Below are 16,036 nucleotides of genomic sequence, written 5' to 3'. Positions count from 1 at the left end.
ATCCTCGCGCCTCAGGACGAGTGTGGGTTGCAGAGATTCGACCAACATGCCGAACCGATGTCAAGTATGTGAACTGATACGGGCATCGCATTGTGGTGATCCGGGCAGCGCGGTAGTGTGCGTTCACACTAGTGAACTCAAGTCCATATGATGGACAGCTGGTAGGAGAGGGGCACCATGCCGAACATCACCGTCGAGCTGCTCGCGGGCCGATCCATGGAGCAGCGCAGGGCCTTCGCCCGCGCTGTGGCCGACAACGCCGTCGAGATCCTCGGGGCCCGTCTGCAGGACGTCCGCATGGTGTTCACCGAGATCACCGCGGACGACGTGGCCAACGGGGGTGTCCTGGCCAGCGAGGACGCCTCCCGCGCCGGCGTGGTCGCCGCGCTCGAGAAGCGCTGAGATCGCCGAGGTCGCTGAGGCCGCTGCTCATACGCGATGGGGCCGACCCGCAGCCGGGTCGGCCCCATCGTCGTGTGTGGGAGTGCGTCAGCGCACCAGCCTGTTGTCGCGCATCGCCGACAGGCGGGCCTTCACGCTCAGCAGGGTCTCGATGATGAAGTCCTCCCGGCCGTGCTTGAGCCGGCTGATCGGGACCGCGATGCTCAGCGCGTCGACCGACCGGCGGGAGAAGGGCAGCGCGACGCCGAAGCAGCGCACGCCCAGGCAGGACTCCTCGCTCTCCTCCGCGTAGCCGACCTGGGCGGCCTTGTCGATGATCGCCAGCAGGGCGTCCCGGTCCGTGGTCGTCTGGGTGGTTATGGCCTTGATCTGATGGGGGACGAGCGGCTCGCGGACGTCCTCGGGCATCTCGGCCAGCATCGCCCGGCCGAGGGCCGTGCTGTAGGCGGGAAGGCGCCGGCCGACCGCCGAGTACATGCGCAACGGATGCTTGGACTCGCGCTTGGCGGTGTAGATGACCTCGGCGCCTTCCAGGCGGCCCAGGTGCACGGTCTCCTCGGTGGCGGCCGCGATCTCGTCCATCACGGCACTGGCGCGCGACAGGACCGGGTCGCCGTCGATGTACGCGGAGCTCACCGTGAGTGTGTGCACGCCGAGCCGGTAGACGCTGCCGGTCTGGTCGGTGTCCAGCCATCCGCGGGCGCACATGGTGCGCAGGAGCGCGTGCAGGCTGCTCTTCGGGATGCCCAGGCGGGTGGCCAGCTGCAGTTGGGTGCCCGGGCCGTGGGCGGCGATGTCGTCCAGGACGTCGAGGACCCGTGCAGCCGACTTCACCTGCGAGGTTGCAGCCGTTTTGTCCGTGTCCACCCGAGGCCTCCTCATCAACGGTGCGTGTGCGCCCGGCGTCCAACACTAAACCACAGTTCACATAGAAGAACAGACTTCAGCCCCTTGACCTGTGATCGGAGCCATAGGTATCGTCGCCTCAGTTCACGTAGCGGAACGCGGTTCACAAACGAGGAGAAAGTTTTGATCGAAGTGAGGTACTCCGCATCGCCGTCCACGGTTGAGACGGCAACGACTGCGGAGTTGCGAAAGAACTTCCTCGTGGAGCGCCTGTTCCGTACCGGCGAGGTGCACGGGGTGTACACCCACGACGACCGGCTGGTCGTCGGCGGCGCGGTTCCCGGTGACGGCCAGCTCGAGCTGCCGGCCTGGGACGTGCTCGGCACGCCGTCGCACCTGGCGCGCCGCGAGCTCGGCATCGTCAACGTCGGCCAGTCCGGTCACGTGCTGGTCAACAACGAGAAGTTCGAGCTCCGCCACCTCGACGGACTGTTCGTCGGCCGCGGCAACGAGGTCGTCTTCACCGGCCCCGAAGCCGCGTTCTACTTCGTCTCCGCCCCGGCGCACGCGGCGTACCCGACGGCCCTGCTGAGCCACTCGGCGATCGAGCCGATCAAGCTGGGCACGGCGCAGGGCGCGAGCGAGCGCAACCTCTACAAGTACGCCTGGGGCGAGGAGCTGCAGACCTCGGTGCTGCAGTTCGGCGTGACCGTCATCGCCGACGGCTCGGTGTGGAACACGTTCCCGCCGCACCTGCACGACCGGCGCACCGAGGTCTACATGTACGTCGACCTGGACGAGAAGGACCGGGTCTTCCACCTGATGGGCCAGCCCGGCGCCGCCCGCCACCTCGTCGTGCGCGACCGCGAGGCCGTCATCTCGCCGCCGTGGTCGATCCACTCCGGCGTCGGCACCGGCTCGTACGCCTTCATCTGGGCGATGGGCGGCGAGAACAACGACTACACCGATCTGACCCCGGTGCCGCTGGAGGATCTGTGACCTCGCCGTTCGACCTGACCGGCCGCTGCGCCGTCGTGACCGGCGCCGGTCGCGGCCTGGGACAGGCGATCGCGCTCGGGCTCGCCCAGGCGGGCGCCGACCTGGTCCTGCTGGGCCGGCCGGGCAGCCAGTCGGCCACCCGGGAGCAGGCGGCCGGCCTCGGCCGGGACGTGGAGGTCGTCGACCTCGACGTCAGCGACCACGACGCGGTCGTCCGGGTCGCGGCCGAGGTCAACGGCCGCCGTCAGGTGGACATTCTGGTCAACAACGCCGGCATCATCGACCGCCAGGACTCGGTGGACGTGAGCCGGCAGTCGTGGGACCGCGTGGTGGACACCAACCTGAGCGGCCTGTTCTTCCTCTGCCAGGCGTTCGGGCGGCCGATGACCGAGCGTGGGCACGGCAAGATCGTCAACGTCGCCAGCCTGCTGTCCTTCCAGGGCGGGCTCCGGGTGGCGTCGTACGCCGCCAGCAAGCACGCCGTCGCCGGCGTCACCAAGGCCCTGGCGAACGAGTGGGCGCGGCTCGGCGTGCAGATCAACGCCATCGCGCCCGGCTACATGACCACCGACAACACGACCGCGCTGCGTGCCGACCCGGACCGCTCCCGGTCCATCCTCGAACGCATCCCCGCCGGCCGCTGGGGAGAGGCCGCCGACATCGCAGGCGCGGCCGTCTTCCTGAGCTCCGCCGCCGCCGACTACGTCAACGGCCACGTCCTGGTCGTCGACGGAGGCTGGATGGCCCGCTGACCCTGGCCTTCAGCGCACCGAACCAGCAAGATCAGACGACTCCTCTCTGTTGTGCCACCCCGCCGGCTCCCACCGGCACTGAAGAGATTGAGGATCAACCATGACGATCACCCCTCGTCCCGCCGCAGCGTTACTGACCCTGACACTGGCAGCCGCCGTACTGGCCGGCTGCAGCGAGGAGGCGGCCGGCGACAACAAGGCCGCCGACGCGGGCGGCTGCAAGCCGGCCGACGTGAAGCTGGTGGGTCAGGTCCGTAACGAGTCCAACCCCTACGAGGCCGCGTGGCTGGGCGGCGGCGACGCCTTCGCCAAGTCGGTCGGCCTGACCCAGGAGCGGCTCACGTACGGCGGTGACTCCACCAAGCAGCAGGAGCAGATCAGCCAGCTGCTGGCCGGTAACACCAAGTGCCTGGTCATGAACGTGCTGCCCAACGGCGACTCGGACACCGCGCCGATCGTCAAGGGTGCCGACAAGGTCGGTGCCTACCTCGTCACGCAGTGGAACAAGCCGGCCGACCTGAAGCCGGCCGACTACAAGACGTGGGTCAGCCACATCACCTACGACGGCGTCGAGTCCGGCCAGCAGATCGGCGACGCGCTCGCCACGGCGATCGGCGGCTCGGGCGGCATCATCGCGCTGCAGGGCATCCTGGACACCGCCGCCGCCAAGGACCGCTTCGCCGGCCTCCAGGCGTCGCTGAAGAAGAACCCGGGCGTCCAGCTGCTGGACCAGCAGGCCGCCAACTTCTCCCGCGCCGAGGCGCTCACGGTGACCAAGACCCTGCTCACCAAGCACGGCGACAAGGTCAAGGGTATCTGGGCTGCCAACGATGACATGGCGCTCGGCGCCCTGGAGGCCCTCCAGCAGGCAGGCCTCTCCGGCAAGGTGGCCGTCGTCGGCATCGACGCCGTCCCGGACGCCGTCAAGGCCGTCCAGGGCGGGACGATGACCGCCACGGTCTCCAGCGACGGCGCCTGGCAGGGCGGCATCGGCCTGGCGATCGGCTACTGCGTGGCCACCGGCAAGCTGGCCGTCAAGGACATCACGGCCGACAACCGGGCGTTCTTCGCCAAGCAGTTCCTCATCACGAAGGCCAACGCCGCCGACTTCGCCGCGCCGAAGACGGACCCGTCGGACTTCGAGTGCGGCAACGTCTTCAAGCGTGTGGCCGGGCCCCTGAAGTGACCATGACAGCCGAGGTCGTCACAGCGCCTCGCCGTAGCTCTCGGCGAGGCGCGTCGTTCCGAGACGCCGGCCCACCGGTCGCGCTGGTCGTCATCTGGCTGGTGTTCGCCGCGCTGAGCCCGCAGTTCCGCAGCATCGGCAACGCCCAGAACATCATGGACGCCGCCGCGGTGCTCGCGGTCGTCACCTGCGGTATCACGTTCGTGCTGATGATGGGGTCCATCGACCTGTCCTCAGCGGGCGTCATGGGCGCCTCCGCCCTGACCGTGTCGCTGCTGGTGGCCAACAATCGCAACGACAACGACTTCGGACTGTTCGGCATCCTGGTCGCCGTCGTGCTGGGCTGTGCGTTCGGCTGCCTGAGCGGCCTGGCGCTGGTACTGCTGAAGGTGCCGTCGTTCATGGCGACGCTGGGGGTCTCGGCCGTCGGGCTCGGCGTCGCGACCCTCATGTTCGCCGGCGTCCAGCCCAACATCTCCGACGCCATGCTCAAGGGCTGGGCGATCGAGCGCTTCCTGGGCCTGTCCTATCTCACCTGGATCGCCGCCGCGTGTGTCCTGGTGGGCTGGCTCATCCAGCGCTACACCCGGCTCGGCCGGTACGCCTTCGCCATCGGCGGCGCCGAAGAGGTGCTCGCGCTCTCCGGTGTCCGGGTGAAGCCGTACAAGGTGGCGGTCTTCGCGCTCGCCGGGGCCTTCTACGGCCTCGGCGGGGTGATGGTGACCAGCCAGCTCGGCGCCGGCCTCGTCCAGGCCGGCAACGGCTACGACTTCTCGGCCATCACCGCCGCGGTCGTCGGCGGCACCCTGCTCACCGGGGGCCGCGGCGGCATCCTGCACTCCGCCGTGGGTGTCCTGCTCGTCGTGGTGCTCACCAACGGTCTCGTGCAGGTCGGGGTCAGCCCGTACTGGCAGGGCGGCGTCGAGGGCCTCATCGTCGTGACCGCGGTCGCCGCCGCCGTCATCCCGCAGCGCCGACGAAACCAGGTGACGAAATGAGTGCACCAGCGCTGGAGGTGCGTGGCCTCGTCAAGCACTACCCGGGCGTGAAGGCGCTCGACGGCGTCGACTTCGTGGTCAACCAGCACGAGGTCCTCGGCCTGGCCGGGGAGAACGGCGCGGGCAAGTCCACGCTGCTCAAGGCCCTCGTAGGCCTCGTCACCCCGGACGCCGGCGAGATCTACGTGCGCGGCGAGGCCGTCAAGCTGCGCAGCGTCGTGGACGCCGCCAACCACGGCATCGGGATGGTGTTCCAGGAGCAGTCGCTGGTGCCCAACCTGACCGCCGCGGAGAACATCCTCCTCGGTAGCGAAGGCGTCGCGGTCCGTCGCGGCGTCTACCGCTGGGACGTCATGCGCCGCCTCGCCCAGGAACAGCTGGACAAGATCGGCTCGCACATCGACCCGCTCGCCCGGACCGACTCGCTGTCCTTCGCCGACCGGCAGATGGTGGAGATCGCGAAGGTGCTGCGCATCGAGGAGCGCAGCCAGCACCCGCCGGTCATCATCCTGGACGAGCCGACCTCGGTGCTGGAGTCCAAGGAGATCGACACCCTGTTCGCGCAGATCCGCCGGCTGCGCGAGTTCGCCTCGGTCGTCTTCGTCTCGCACCGTCTCGACGAGGTGCTGGACGTCTGCGACCGCGTCACCGTGCTGCGCGGCGGCCAGTCGGTCGGCGAGGTCGCCACGGCGGGTGCCGTCCCGCGCGAGCTGCACCGGATGATGATCGGGTCGACCGGGTCCGACGACCACTACCACGAGAACGCCGCCGCGCCGGTCACGGCCGAGCAGCCCCGGCTGTCGGTCCGCGGGCTGTCGGGCAAGACGTTCCGCGACGTCGACCTCGACGTCGGGGTCGGCGAGATCGTGGCGATCGTCGGGGTCCACGGATCGGGCCGCGAGGACGTCTGCCGCGCGCTGTTCGGCGCCGAGCCGACGACCGCGGGCGAGATCCGGATGGACGGCACGAAGATCGACCTGCGCAGCACCCGCGCCGCGTGCGCCGCCGGCATCGGCTACGTGCCGGCCGAACGCAAGATCGAGGGCATGGTCGGCCCGATGTCGGTGGCCGAGAACATGACCCTGGCCAAGCAGCAGGCCCGCTGCGCCGGCCCGTTCGTGGCGCCGAAGAAGCAGGCCGGCCTGGTGGACCGCTGGATCGAGCGGCTGTCCATCCGTACGCCGGGCCGCGACACCGCCATCCAGCGGCTGTCCGGCGGCAACCAGCAGAAGGTCGTGCTGGCCCGGTGGCTGGTCGGCGGCGACATCCGCCTGCTCCTGCTGGACCACCCGACACGAGGGCTGGACATCGGCGCCCGCTCCGAGGTGTACCGGCTGATGCGGGAGCTCGCCGCGACCGGGGTCGCCACGGTGCTGCTGGCCGACAGCCTCGAGGAGGCGATCGGCATGGCCGACCGGATCCTCGTCATGAACGACGGGCGGGTCGCGGCCGAGGTCGCCTGCCCGAGCGGCGGCAAGCCGAGCCCGCTGGACCTCGTGAAGGAGATGGTATGAGCGGCCAGCGGAGCGGCTTGGGCCGCTCATCGTGTTGCAGGTTCGGCTCAGGCCGACGCCGGAGCGCAGCGGAGGTGGCGGCATGAGCACTTCCGTCGCCGAACCCGCGTCCGGCATCGCGGCTCCCCGCCGTACCAGGCGGATCACCGGGTTCATGCCGCTCATCGCCCTGGTGGCGCTGGTGGCCGCCCTGACCATCGCCGACCCCGACTTCCTGACCACCCGGAGCCTGACGGCGGTGTTGCGGACCGCCGCGCCGCTCATCGTGCTCGCCGCCGGGGCGACCCTCGTCGTCCTCTGCGGCGGCATCGACCTGTCCATCGCGGCCCTGGCGTCGCTGACGACGGTCCTGCTGGCCCTGTGGCTGCCGGACCTCGGGGGCCTCACCACGCCGATGGTCATCCTGGTCGCGGCGGCGATCGGTGCGGTGCAGGGCGCGGCGCACGTGCTGCTGCGGATCCCGTCGTTCGTCGTCACCCTCGGCGGGATGAGCATCCTGTCCGCGGTCGCGCTCGTCGTCTCCGGCGCCGGCACGGTGCGGGTCGTGGACGACTCGACGGTCAAGTGGCTCGAGCTGTACGTCGCCGGCTACGTGCCGATGTCGGCCGCGATGGCGATCGTCGTCGTCGCCGTGATCGCGCTGGTCCTCAAGGTGACCCCGCTGCAGAGCTGGATCTCCGCCACCGGCTACTCCGAGTCGGCCGCGCGGCTCGCCGGCACACCCGTCGACCTCGTCAAGATCGGCGTGTTCTGCGCCTCCGGCGCCTGCGCCGGGTTCGCCGCGGTCATGCTGGTCTCCCGCCAGTACAGCGGCGGCCCCACCATGGCCGACAACCTGCTGCTGCCGGCGGTCGCGGCGATCGTCGTCGGCGGCACCGCGATCACCGGTGGTCACGGCAGCGTGTGGCGCAGCCTCGCCGGCGCGCTCGTCGTGACGCTGCTGCGCGTCGGCCTGCCGATCGTCGGCGTGCCGTCGGCCTACGAGCAGATCCTCTACGGCGTCATCATCGTCGTCGCCGTCGCGCTCACCCTCGACTATTCAAAGATCTCGATCATCAAATAGCCGAACCCGGCACCTACGGAAGGCCATCATGCCCCACGAGAACCCAGCGCTCCTGCCCGCCGTCCGGTCGTTCCTGTCCTCACCGAAGCAGCTGCTCATCGGCGGCGAGTGGGTGGACGCGAAGGACGGCAGAACGTTCGAGACCGTCAACCCGTCGACCGAGGAGGTGCTGGTACAGGTCGCGTACGGATCCGCCGTCGACGTGGACCGCGCGGTCGTGGCGGCCCGCACGGCGTTCGAGCACCGCTCCCCGTGGTCGAGGATGACCCCGCGCGAACGCTCCCACCTGCTGTGGCGCATCGGCGACCTCATCGACGCCCACGCCGACGAGTTCGCCCAGCTGGAGGCCCTCGACAACGGCAAGCGGGTCGAGGCGGCCCGCGACGGTGACGTGGCGATCGCCGCCGAGCTCTTCCGGTACTTCGCGGGCTGGGCGACCAAGATGGAGGGCACCTCCATCCCGATGTCCGTGCCGGGCCGGGAGTTTCACGCCTACACCCGCCGCGAGCCGGTCGGCGTCGTCGCGGGCATCGTGCCGTGGAACTTCCCGCTGCTCATGGCCTGCTTCAAGATCGTCCCGGCGATCACGGCGGGCAACACCGTCGTGCTCAAGCCGGCCGAGCAGACCCCGCTGACCGCGCTGCGCCTCGGCGAGCTGCTGCTCGAGGCCGGCCTGCCCGCGGGCGTGGTGAACGTCGTGCCCGGCTTCGGTGACACCGGTGCCGCGCTGGTCGACCACCACGGTGTGGACAAGGTCGCGTTCACCGGCAGCACCGAGGTCGGCAAGAAGATCGCCGCCGCGGCGTCGGGCAACCTCAAGAAGGTCTCCCTCGAGCTCGGCGGCAAGGCGCCCAACATCGTCTTCAACGACGCCGACATCGAGGCGGCCATCGCCGGCGCGGTCCTGGGCGGCTACTTCAACGAGGGGCAGTGCTGCGTCAACGGCTCGCGCCTCTACGTCCAGCGCGGCGTCTTCGACCAGGTCGTCGAGGGCGTCGCCGCGGCCGCTCGGGCGATCAAGGTCGGCGACGGCTTCGACCCGGCGTCGCAGATGGGTCCCCTCGTGTCGCAGGAGCAGCACGAGAAGGTGCTCGGCTACATCCGCGGGGCGGTACAGGACGGCGCCGTGCTGAACGCGGGGAGTGCCGACGCGGTCGGCGACCGCGGCTACTTCGTGGCGCCGACGCTCATCACCTCCGTGAACGAGCAGATGGCCGTGCAGACCGACGAGATCTTCGGTCCCGTCGTGACCGCCATTCCGTTCGACATCGAGGACGAGGTGGTCGCCGCCGCGAACAACACGGTGTACGGGCTCGCCGCGGGCGTGTGGTCGCAGAACATCGGCACGGCGCACCGGGTCGGTGCCCGCCTGCGGGCCGGCACGGTGTGGCTCAACACGTGGCACGCCGACGACGTCACCCTGCCGCGCGGCGGCTTCAAGCAGTCGGGCTGGGGCCGTGAGCTCGGGTCGTTCGGCCTGGACGACTACACGGAGCTCAAGACCGTCATCGCCGAGCTGCGCTAGGCACCGCCGATGCAGGCCCCCGGAACGGGGTTTCCGGGGGCCTGCGTCATGTCCGGACGCAGTTCTCATATGGGAATCACTGAAAATCTCGGTTCACGTACGCAGACACAGTTCTTGACGACGTATTCATGTTGCCCTACGTTCAGGCTCTCCGTGGTTGGTGTCCGCCAGGCCGCCACGTCCGCCGAACCTCAAGGGATCTCTTATGAAAGTGCCCCGCAGGTCAGCTCACTTCCGCCTCTCGACGTATTTGTCCGGCCGGGCCGCCGCGGCGTTCGCCGCCCTGGCGCTGATCGCCAGCTCGGCCGCCACCGTCGCGCTTCCCGCCGTGGCGCATGCGGCCCCCGCCGACGACGGCCGGCTCAGCGTGCTGTTGTTCTACAAGGCCAACTTCCACGCCTCCAACGTGGAGGCCCGGCAGGCCGTGCGTGACCTGGCGACCCAGCTCGGCGCCCAGTACAACCAGCCGGTGGACATCCAGGAGACCGACGACCCGGCGGCGTTCACGACCGCGAACCTCGCCATCCGTGACACGGTGGTCTTCGCGCAGACCGGTGGCGTGCTGTTCAACGCGGCCCAGCGCTCCGCGCTCGAGGCCTACATCCGCGGTGGCGGCGGGTTCATGGGCATGCACTACACCGGCTGGTCGGTCGGTGAGAGCGAGCACGACGTCAACCCGTTCTACGCCCGTCTCGTCGGTGCCGCCTCCGAGGGACACCCGGAGAACCCCGGCGTGCGGCCCGGCCGGGTGTTCGTCTCGGACGCCACGCACCCGCTCGTCGCGGGCGTGACGACGAGCATCACCCGCAGCGACGAATGGTACGACTGGGTCGTCAACCCGGCGCCCAACGTGCGGACCCTGGTCGAGGCCGACGAGGCCTCCTACGGCATGGGCCGGCAGGGCTCCAAGCACCCGCTCACCTGGTGCCAGACGATCGACTCCGGCCGGTCCTGGTACACCTCCATGGGCCACGAGGGCACCGCGTACTCCGAGACGTACATGCGCGCCCAGATGAAGAACGGCCTCGCCTACGCCGCGAAGCTCCTCGCGGCGGACTGCTCGCCGCCGAGGAAGGACCTGGCCGGCGCCTGGAGCGGCGTCACGCCGTGGCCGCTGGTCCCGATCAACGTGGCCCTGACCTCCGACGGCCGGGTGCAGTCCTTCGGCAGCGTCGGCGGCTGGGCCAACGACACCACGCCCTACGACTGGACCGGCAACGACGGGGTCACCCAGGGCGGCCAGATGGAGGTCGACATCTGGAACCCCTCCACGCCACGCACCCTGGCGAACCTCCGCGCCGGCATCATCCCCAACACCACGTACACCGACCTGTTCTGCTCCATGCAGGTGCAGAGCCCGCACGACCACTCCACCATGACGGTCGGCGGCGACGACGGCATGGGCGGCAACGCCCCGAACGACGGCGGGATCGGCGTCACCAGCTACTCCACGAACAACGGGCTGCAGACCGAGGCGCCGCTGAACTACCCGCGGTGGTACCCGACGGGCACCACCATGCCCAACGGCTCCGTCGTCGTGCAGGGCGGCAGCCTCACCGGTGGCCCCGGCGGGCGCGGTGTCCTCACCCCGGAGATCTACACCCCGGAGTCTGGCACGGGCTGGAAGCTGCTCACCGGCGCCACCAGCTCGGCAGCCTACGGTGACGGCGGCACGGACCACCCCGGCAACGACGAGAACCGCTGGTGGTACCCCCGCGCGTTCGTCGCGCCGACCACCGGCACGCTGTTCAACATCACCGGCACCCAGATGTACGAGCTGAACCCGGCCGGCAACAACGGCACCGGTCAGATCACGCTGCGGGGCACGCTGCCCACCAACATCTCCAACCAGGGCGGCAACGGCAACCCGGTCGGCGCCACGTCCACCGCGGTCATGTACCGCCCGGGCAAGATCATGCAGGTCGGCGGCGGCTGGTGGGGCAACGGCGGTGGCCCGGACGGCGCCCGCGCCGGCTTCACCGTCGACATCACCGGCGGCACTGCCAACCCGGTCGTCACGGCGATCCCGCCGATGAAGTACCAGCGCCACTGGCTGACCTCGACGCTCCTGCCCGACGGCCGGGTCCTGATCACCGGCGGCAGCCGGGAGAACAACGGCAACGGCGGGTACGTCACCAACCCCGAGATCTGGGACCCGACCACCAACACCTGGTCCGAGGTCGTCATCCCGCACGAGCACGCCCGGCTGTACCACTCCACGGCCCTGCTCCTGCCCGACGGCCGGGTCATGGTCGGCGGCGGCGGCGCTCCCGGTCCGCGCAACTACACGGACGTGGAGTACTACTCGCCGGGGTACCTGTTCAACGGCGACGCGCTCGCCCCGCGCCCGGTGATCAACACCGCGCCGCAGAAGATCGGTTACAACGGCAACTTCCAGATCGGCGCGACCGGCACGGTCTCCCGGGTCACGCTGGTCCGCAACGGCTCCGTGACGCACGGGTTCAACAACGACCAGAACTTCCAGGACCTGGCGTTCAGCCAGTCGGGTGGCACGGTGAACATCACCTCGCCGCTCAACGGCAACCACGCCCCGCCCGGGTCGTACATGCTGTACGTCTGGGACAACACCGGCACCCCGTCGGTCGCGAAGATCCTGCAGATCGACCCCGCGGTGGTCATGACGCAGCTGAACCCGCGGGTCGTCGACCAGTTCGAGTACCCGCGCCTGCCCGCCGAGTGGCGCACCAACGTCGCTCCCGCGACCGTCGACGTCGCCGCCGGCAACAGCCGGATGTCGCCGTGGAACGTCGCGAGCCAGGTCCAGCTGGTGCGCGGCAACGCCGCGGGTCAGGGCGGCCTCGGCTTCACCGGGTACCAGCTCAGCCTGGGCACCACGGGCAACATCACCCGCACCGTCAGCGACCTCACCCCCGGCAACACGTACCGGATCTCGCTGCGTTACGCCCGCGACGCCCGGTCGTCCGGGACCGCCGCGGCGACCGGAACGCTGACGATCGGCAACCTCAACGCCACGCTCACGGCCACGACCGCCCTGCCCTCGACGGCCGCCTACGGCTCGTACGTCGGCACCTTCACGGCCGCGACCGCCTCGCAGGTGCTCAACCTGAAGGCGGCCACGGGGACCGGCGCCGGTCTCATGATCGACGACCTGGTGATCGTGGGCGACAACCCGCCGCCGCCGGCCACCGGCATCCCGATCCGGTACGAGTTCGAGGAGGGCACGGGTACCACGGCCGCCAACACCGGCTCCGTCGGCTCGGTGGGGGCCGCGGTCCTGACCGGGACCACCGGCTGGTCCACCAACGGCGTGCTCGGCAAGGCGATCAACTTCCCCGGTGCCAGCACCGCGAACGCGGTCGACCTGCCGGACAACCTGCTCCAGGGCGCGGCGAACTTCTCCACCGGGTTCTGGGTGCGCCCCGACACGAAGAGCAACTGGACCGGCCTGTTCCACATCGGTGACGGGCTCGGCTCCGCCGGCAGCTACTACCAGATCCAGATGCAGACCCAGGCCAGCGGGAGCACCGGGCTCGCGGTCACCTTCAAGGCCAAGACCGGCCCCGAGGAGCGGGTCTACGCCAGTCCGGCCCAGGACGTGGTCGCCGGCCAGTGGAACCACGTGGCCTTCACCCGCCAGGGCTCGATCGGCACGCTGTACCTCAACGGCCAGGTGATCGCCACCCGTACCGACCTGACCATCGGCATGACGGAGATCGGTCCGACGACCAACAACTGGCTGGGCCGCAACGGCTACGGCGACGCGGCGTACGACGGCCTGATGGACGACGTCCGGATCTACACGTCCGCGCTGACCTCGGCGGACGTGGCCGCGATGTACAACGAGGGTGTCTCGGTCCGGTACACCTTCGACGAGAACACGGGCACCGCCGCCGCGAACACGGGCGCGAAGTCCTCGATCGGCGCCGCGACCCTGACGGGCACGACGTCGTGGAGCGCGTCCGGCAAGTACGGCCCCGCGGTGAACCTGCCGGGTGGCGACGCGGCCTCGGGCAACCAGGTCCGGCTGCCCGACAACATCGAGGCCGGCCTGGACACGCAGTTCACGGTGTCCTTCTGGGCCCGGCCGGACACCCTGCCCAACTGGGTGCCGCTGGTGCAGATCGGCAGCAGCACGGACACGTTCTTCCTGCTCCAGTCCGCCACCAACGGCAACACCACCGGGTTCGGTGCCACGTTCAAGGCACCGGGCGTGGCCACCCAGGAACGGCTCCTGCTCGGCGCCGGCAACGACCTGCCGCTCAACGCGTGGACACACGTCGTGTTCACGCAGAACGGCTCGGTCGGGAAGATCTACTTCAACGGCGTCCTGAAGGCCACCCGTACCGACTTCACCATCAACATCGGCAACGTCGGCGTCGGCGGCAACACCACCGCCAACTACATCGGCGGGACGAGCTGGGGTGACGCGAGGTTCGACGGGCTGATCGACGACTTCCGCCTGTACGGTTACGAGCTCAGCGCCGAGCACGTGACGCAGCTGTACGCGGGTCGCCGGTAAGCACACCGCGCCCGTAGGGCGGCAATGACGGCGTGGGCCCTGGGTGAACTCTCCCAGGGCCCACGTCCTGTGTCGCCCGCGCGCCCGGTCTCAGCCGTACCGCTCGACGAGGGCCTTGCCGATCGAGGCCAGGTGGTCCCGCACACCCGGAGGGCCGGTCACCTCGATCCATTCCACCAGCCCGGCAAGCTCGCCGGCGAGTATGTATTCGTCGTTGCCGCGGATCACGACCTCGATGCGGCCGTCGGCCGCGGCACCTCCCACCTCGAGCCGGCCGCCGAACCCCATCCGGAGCACGCCTATCCCCTGGGGCGCGCACACCGCCCGGGCCTCGAGGGGTGTTCGCTTGCGTTCGACCTCGTCGGCGATCTCCCGCCAGCTCTCGGCAAGGTCGAAGTCCTCGGGCCGGTGCACGGGATCGCCGGTCGGGTCGGCGGACGACACGCGGTCGATCCGGAAGGTGCGCCGGCCGGCGTCGGTGTTGGCGACGAGGTACCACGACGGACCCTTGGCGACGATGCCCAGCGGGTGGACGGTTCGCTCGGTTTCGGTGCCGTTGCCGTCGACGTAGCCGAGCCGCACCTGGACGCCGCGGATCACCGCGTCCTGGAGTTCGTCGAGGAATCGGGGTGGTGGGTACTCGATCCGGCTCGACCCCCATCGTTGCGGGTCCGTGACCAGCGACGACGCCGCTGCCTCGGCCTGCACCCGGAAGGGCTCCGGCAGGGCCTGGACGAGCTTGCGCAGCGCCGCCTTCACGGCCGGTGTCGCGGCCGAGGCCGGGCCGGCGACCAGGAACAGGGCGCGGGCCTCACTCGCGGTCAACCCGGACAGGTCGGTGCGGGCGCCGCCCACGAGGCGCCAGCCACCGCCCCGGCCCTGCATGGAGTACACGGGCACCCCGGCCATGCCCAGGGCGTCGAGGTCGCGGCGGGCGGTGCGCTCGGAGACCTCCAGCTCCCGGGCGACCTCGGCCGCTGTCACCTGCTCGCGCTGTTGCAGCAGAAAGAGGATGGCCATCAGCCGGTCGGCTCGCACCCCGGCAACACTTCCACAGAAACCGGTCATGAGGTGACCGGTTTCGGTCGGCAGGATGGCCGCATGATCACCGATTTCCCCGAACCCACCATGATCGCGGTCAACGGCGTGGAGCTCGAAGTCTTCGAGGCCGGCAGGCACAATGCAGGGCGACCCGTCGTGCTCTGTCACGGCTGGCCGGAGCTCGCCTATTCCTGGCGTCATCAGATGCCGGCCCTGGCCGCAGCGGGCTACCACGTCATCGTCCCGAACCAACGGGGCTACGGAAACTCGTCCCGTCCGGCCGAAGTGACCGCCTACGACATCGAACACCTGGCGGGTGACCTCGTCGCGCTGCTTGACCACTACGGCTATGACGATGCCACCTTCGTCGGCCATGACTGGGGTGCGTTCGTCGTCTGGGGCCTGACCTTGCTGCACCCGAACCGGGTCAACAAGGTGATCAACCTGAGCCTGCCGTACCAGGAGCGCGGAGAAAGGCCCTGGATCGAGTTCATGGAAGAGGTGTTCGGCGGCGACTTCTACTTCGTCCACTTCAATCGGCAGCCGGGCGTCGCGGACGCCGTCCTCGAGGCGCACACGTTCCAGTTCCTTCGCAACCTGTACCGGAAGAACGAGCCCCCCGCGGAGCCTCAGCCGGGCATGTCGTTGATCAATCTCGCCAGAGCGGAGACTCCGCTCGGTGATCCCTTGATGGGCGACCGCGAACTGGCCGTCTTCATCTCCGCGTTCGAGTCGTCGGGGTTCACGGGCGGCATCAACTGGTACAGGAACCTCGACCGCAACTGGCATCTGCTGGCCGACGCGGACCCGATCATCCGCCAGCCCACCCTCATGATCTACGGCGACCGCGACGCGGTCGCGAAGTCGGAACGACTGACCGACTTCGTGCCGAACGTGGAAGTGGTCAATCTCGACTGCGGCCACTGGATCCAGCAGGAAAGGCCGGAAGAAACAACCCAGGCGATGCTCAAGTGGCTGGACCAGCAGGCGCGGGAAATGCCGTGGCCGAAGTGATCGTATGACCGGGTCGGCGTGCGGTGGCGGCGAGGCGGCCACCGCACACCACACCGGTCAGTGCGTCAGCCAGTCGACGCGCGCTTGAGCAGGCGAGGGCATCAGCGTACCTAGATAATACGTATTACCGTCTTGACTGCCCGGAGTGCGCCTACCACCATTCGAGAAACACGCCGGTAACACTCAGCGGCAGGA

12 protein-coding genes are annotated in these 16,036 nt (G+C 69.6%); 10 read left to right on the top strand and 2 right to left on the bottom strand.

Features of this window, described 5'->3' with window-relative positions:
- The first annotated feature begins 177 nt into the window (after positions 1-177).
- The gene (locus ACQEVZ_RS56015) at positions 178-402 is read left to right on the top strand and encodes a tautomerase family protein (protein WP_344502098.1); all 225 of its coding nucleotides are present in this window, start codon (positions 178-180) and stop codon (positions 400-402) included.
- Between the two features lie 87 nt (positions 403-489).
- On the opposite strand, the gene ACQEVZ_RS56010 is transcribed toward ACQEVZ_RS56015, so the two are convergent.
- Positions 490-1,269 carry an IclR family transcriptional regulator gene (locus tag ACQEVZ_RS56010; RefSeq protein WP_433384244.1) on the bottom strand — a complete coding sequence of 260 codons (780 nt, stop codon included), beginning with the start codon at positions 1,267-1,269 and terminating at the stop codon, positions 490-492.
- Here ACQEVZ_RS56010 and kduI point away from each other — a divergent pair.
- The 8 genes from kduI to ACQEVZ_RS55970 all read left to right on the top strand — a co-directional run bounded on the left by kduI (position 1,186) and on the right by ACQEVZ_RS55970 (position 13,786).
- Positions 1,186-2,247 (top strand): 5-dehydro-4-deoxy-D-glucuronate isomerase, encoded by a 1,062-nt coding sequence (gene kduI / locus ACQEVZ_RS56005; protein WP_433384241.1) that lies wholly within the window; start codon positions 1,186-1,188, stop codon positions 2,245-2,247. The genes ACQEVZ_RS56010 and kduI overlap by 84 nt on opposite strands.
- Positions 2,244-2,999 carry a 2-dehydro-3-deoxy-D-gluconate 5-dehydrogenase KduD gene (gene kduD, locus ACQEVZ_RS56000; protein WP_433384238.1) on the top strand — a complete coding sequence of 252 codons (756 nt, stop codon included), beginning with the start codon at positions 2,244-2,246 and terminating at the stop codon, positions 2,997-2,999. The genes kduI and kduD overlap by 4 nt, the downstream gene beginning before the upstream one ends.
- A 100-nt stretch (positions 3,000-3,099) precedes the next feature.
- Positions 3,100-4,185, top strand: a complete 1,086-nt coding sequence (locus ACQEVZ_RS55995; protein WP_344502101.1) for a sugar ABC transporter substrate-binding protein — start codon at positions 3,100-3,102, stop codon at positions 4,183-4,185.
- Positions 4,186-4,187: 2 nt separating this feature from the next.
- Positions 4,188-5,183 carry an ABC transporter permease gene (locus ACQEVZ_RS55990; protein ID WP_433384235.1) on the top strand — a complete coding sequence of 332 codons (996 nt, stop codon included), beginning with the start codon at positions 4,188-4,190 and terminating at the stop codon, positions 5,181-5,183.
- Positions 5,180-6,697 carry a sugar ABC transporter ATP-binding protein gene (locus tag ACQEVZ_RS55985; protein WP_433384232.1) on the top strand — a complete coding sequence of 506 codons (1,518 nt, stop codon included), beginning with the start codon at positions 5,180-5,182 and terminating at the stop codon, positions 6,695-6,697. Before ACQEVZ_RS55990 ends, ACQEVZ_RS55985 begins: the two co-directional genes overlap by 4 nt.
- An 82-nt stretch (positions 6,698-6,779) precedes the next feature.
- A complete protein-coding gene (locus ACQEVZ_RS55980) occupies positions 6,780-7,760 on the top strand; it encodes an ABC transporter permease (RefSeq protein ID WP_354902620.1) in 981 nt (326 codons plus the stop codon).
- 28 nt (positions 7,761-7,788) lie between these two features.
- Complete coding sequence (locus ACQEVZ_RS55975) at positions 7,789-9,285, top strand: aldehyde dehydrogenase family protein (RefSeq protein WP_433384228.1); 1,497 nt, start codon at positions 7,789-7,791, stop codon at positions 9,283-9,285.
- A 205-nt stretch (positions 9,286-9,490) separates the two neighbouring features.
- Positions 9,491-13,786, top strand: coding sequence for a LamG-like jellyroll fold domain-containing protein (locus tag ACQEVZ_RS55970; RefSeq protein WP_433384225.1), 4,296 nt, complete (start codon positions 9,491-9,493; stop codon positions 13,784-13,786).
- 90 nt (positions 13,787-13,876) lie between these two features.
- Here ACQEVZ_RS55970 and ACQEVZ_RS55965 read toward each other — a convergent pair whose 3' ends face one another.
- A complete protein-coding gene (locus ACQEVZ_RS55965; protein ID WP_433384222.1) occupies positions 13,877-14,806 on the bottom strand; it encodes a helix-turn-helix transcriptional regulator in 930 nt (309 codons plus the stop codon).
- Between ACQEVZ_RS55965 and ACQEVZ_RS55960 the strand changes: the two genes are divergently transcribed.
- Positions 14,783-15,841: an alpha/beta fold hydrolase gene (locus ACQEVZ_RS55960; protein ID WP_433384219.1), complete on the top strand. Its 1,059-nt coding sequence runs from the start codon at positions 14,783-14,785 to the stop codon at positions 15,839-15,841. The genes ACQEVZ_RS55965 and ACQEVZ_RS55960 overlap by 24 nt on opposite strands.
- Positions 15,842-16,036 lie beyond the last annotated feature (195 nt).

It is taken from the genome of Dactylosporangium sp. CA-152071, assembly GCF_050936335.1.
Lineage (GTDB): Bacteria > Actinomycetota > Actinomycetes > Mycobacteriales > Micromonosporaceae > Dactylosporangium > Dactylosporangium maewongense.
Note: the sequence above shows the minus strand (reverse complement) of the source record. Positions and strands in the feature narration are given on the sequence as shown.

What these genes read in the sequence shown, in the direction of transcription:
- ACQEVZ_RS56015 (WP_344502098.1), top strand. Translation starts at nt 178, where the DNA reads ATGCCGAACATCACCGTCGAGCTGCTCGCGGGCCGATCCATGGAGCAG.
- ACQEVZ_RS55995 (WP_344502101.1), top strand. Translation starts at nt 3,100, where the DNA reads ATGACGATCACCCCTCGTCCCGCCGCAGCGTTACTGACCCTGACACTG.
- ACQEVZ_RS55990 (WP_433384235.1), top strand. Translation starts at nt 4,188, where the DNA reads ATGACAGCCGAGGTCGTCACAGCGCCTCGCCGTAGCTCTCGGCGAGGC.
- ACQEVZ_RS55985 (WP_433384232.1), top strand. Translation starts at nt 5,180, where the DNA reads ATGAGTGCACCAGCGCTGGAGGTGCGTGGCCTCGTCAAGCACTACCCG.
- ACQEVZ_RS55980 (WP_354902620.1), top strand. Translation starts at nt 6,780, where the DNA reads ATGAGCACTTCCGTCGCCGAACCCGCGTCCGGCATCGCGGCTCCCCGC.
- ACQEVZ_RS55975 (WP_433384228.1), top strand. Translation starts at nt 7,789, where the DNA reads ATGCCCCACGAGAACCCAGCGCTCCTGCCCGCCGTCCGGTCGTTCCTG.
- ACQEVZ_RS55970 (WP_433384225.1), top strand. Translation starts at nt 9,491, where the DNA reads ATGAAAGTGCCCCGCAGGTCAGCTCACTTCCGCCTCTCGACGTATTTG.
- ACQEVZ_RS55965 (WP_433384222.1), bottom strand. Translation starts at nt 14,806, where the DNA reads ATGGCCATCCTCTTTCTGCTGCAACAGCGCGAGCAGGTGACAGCGGCC.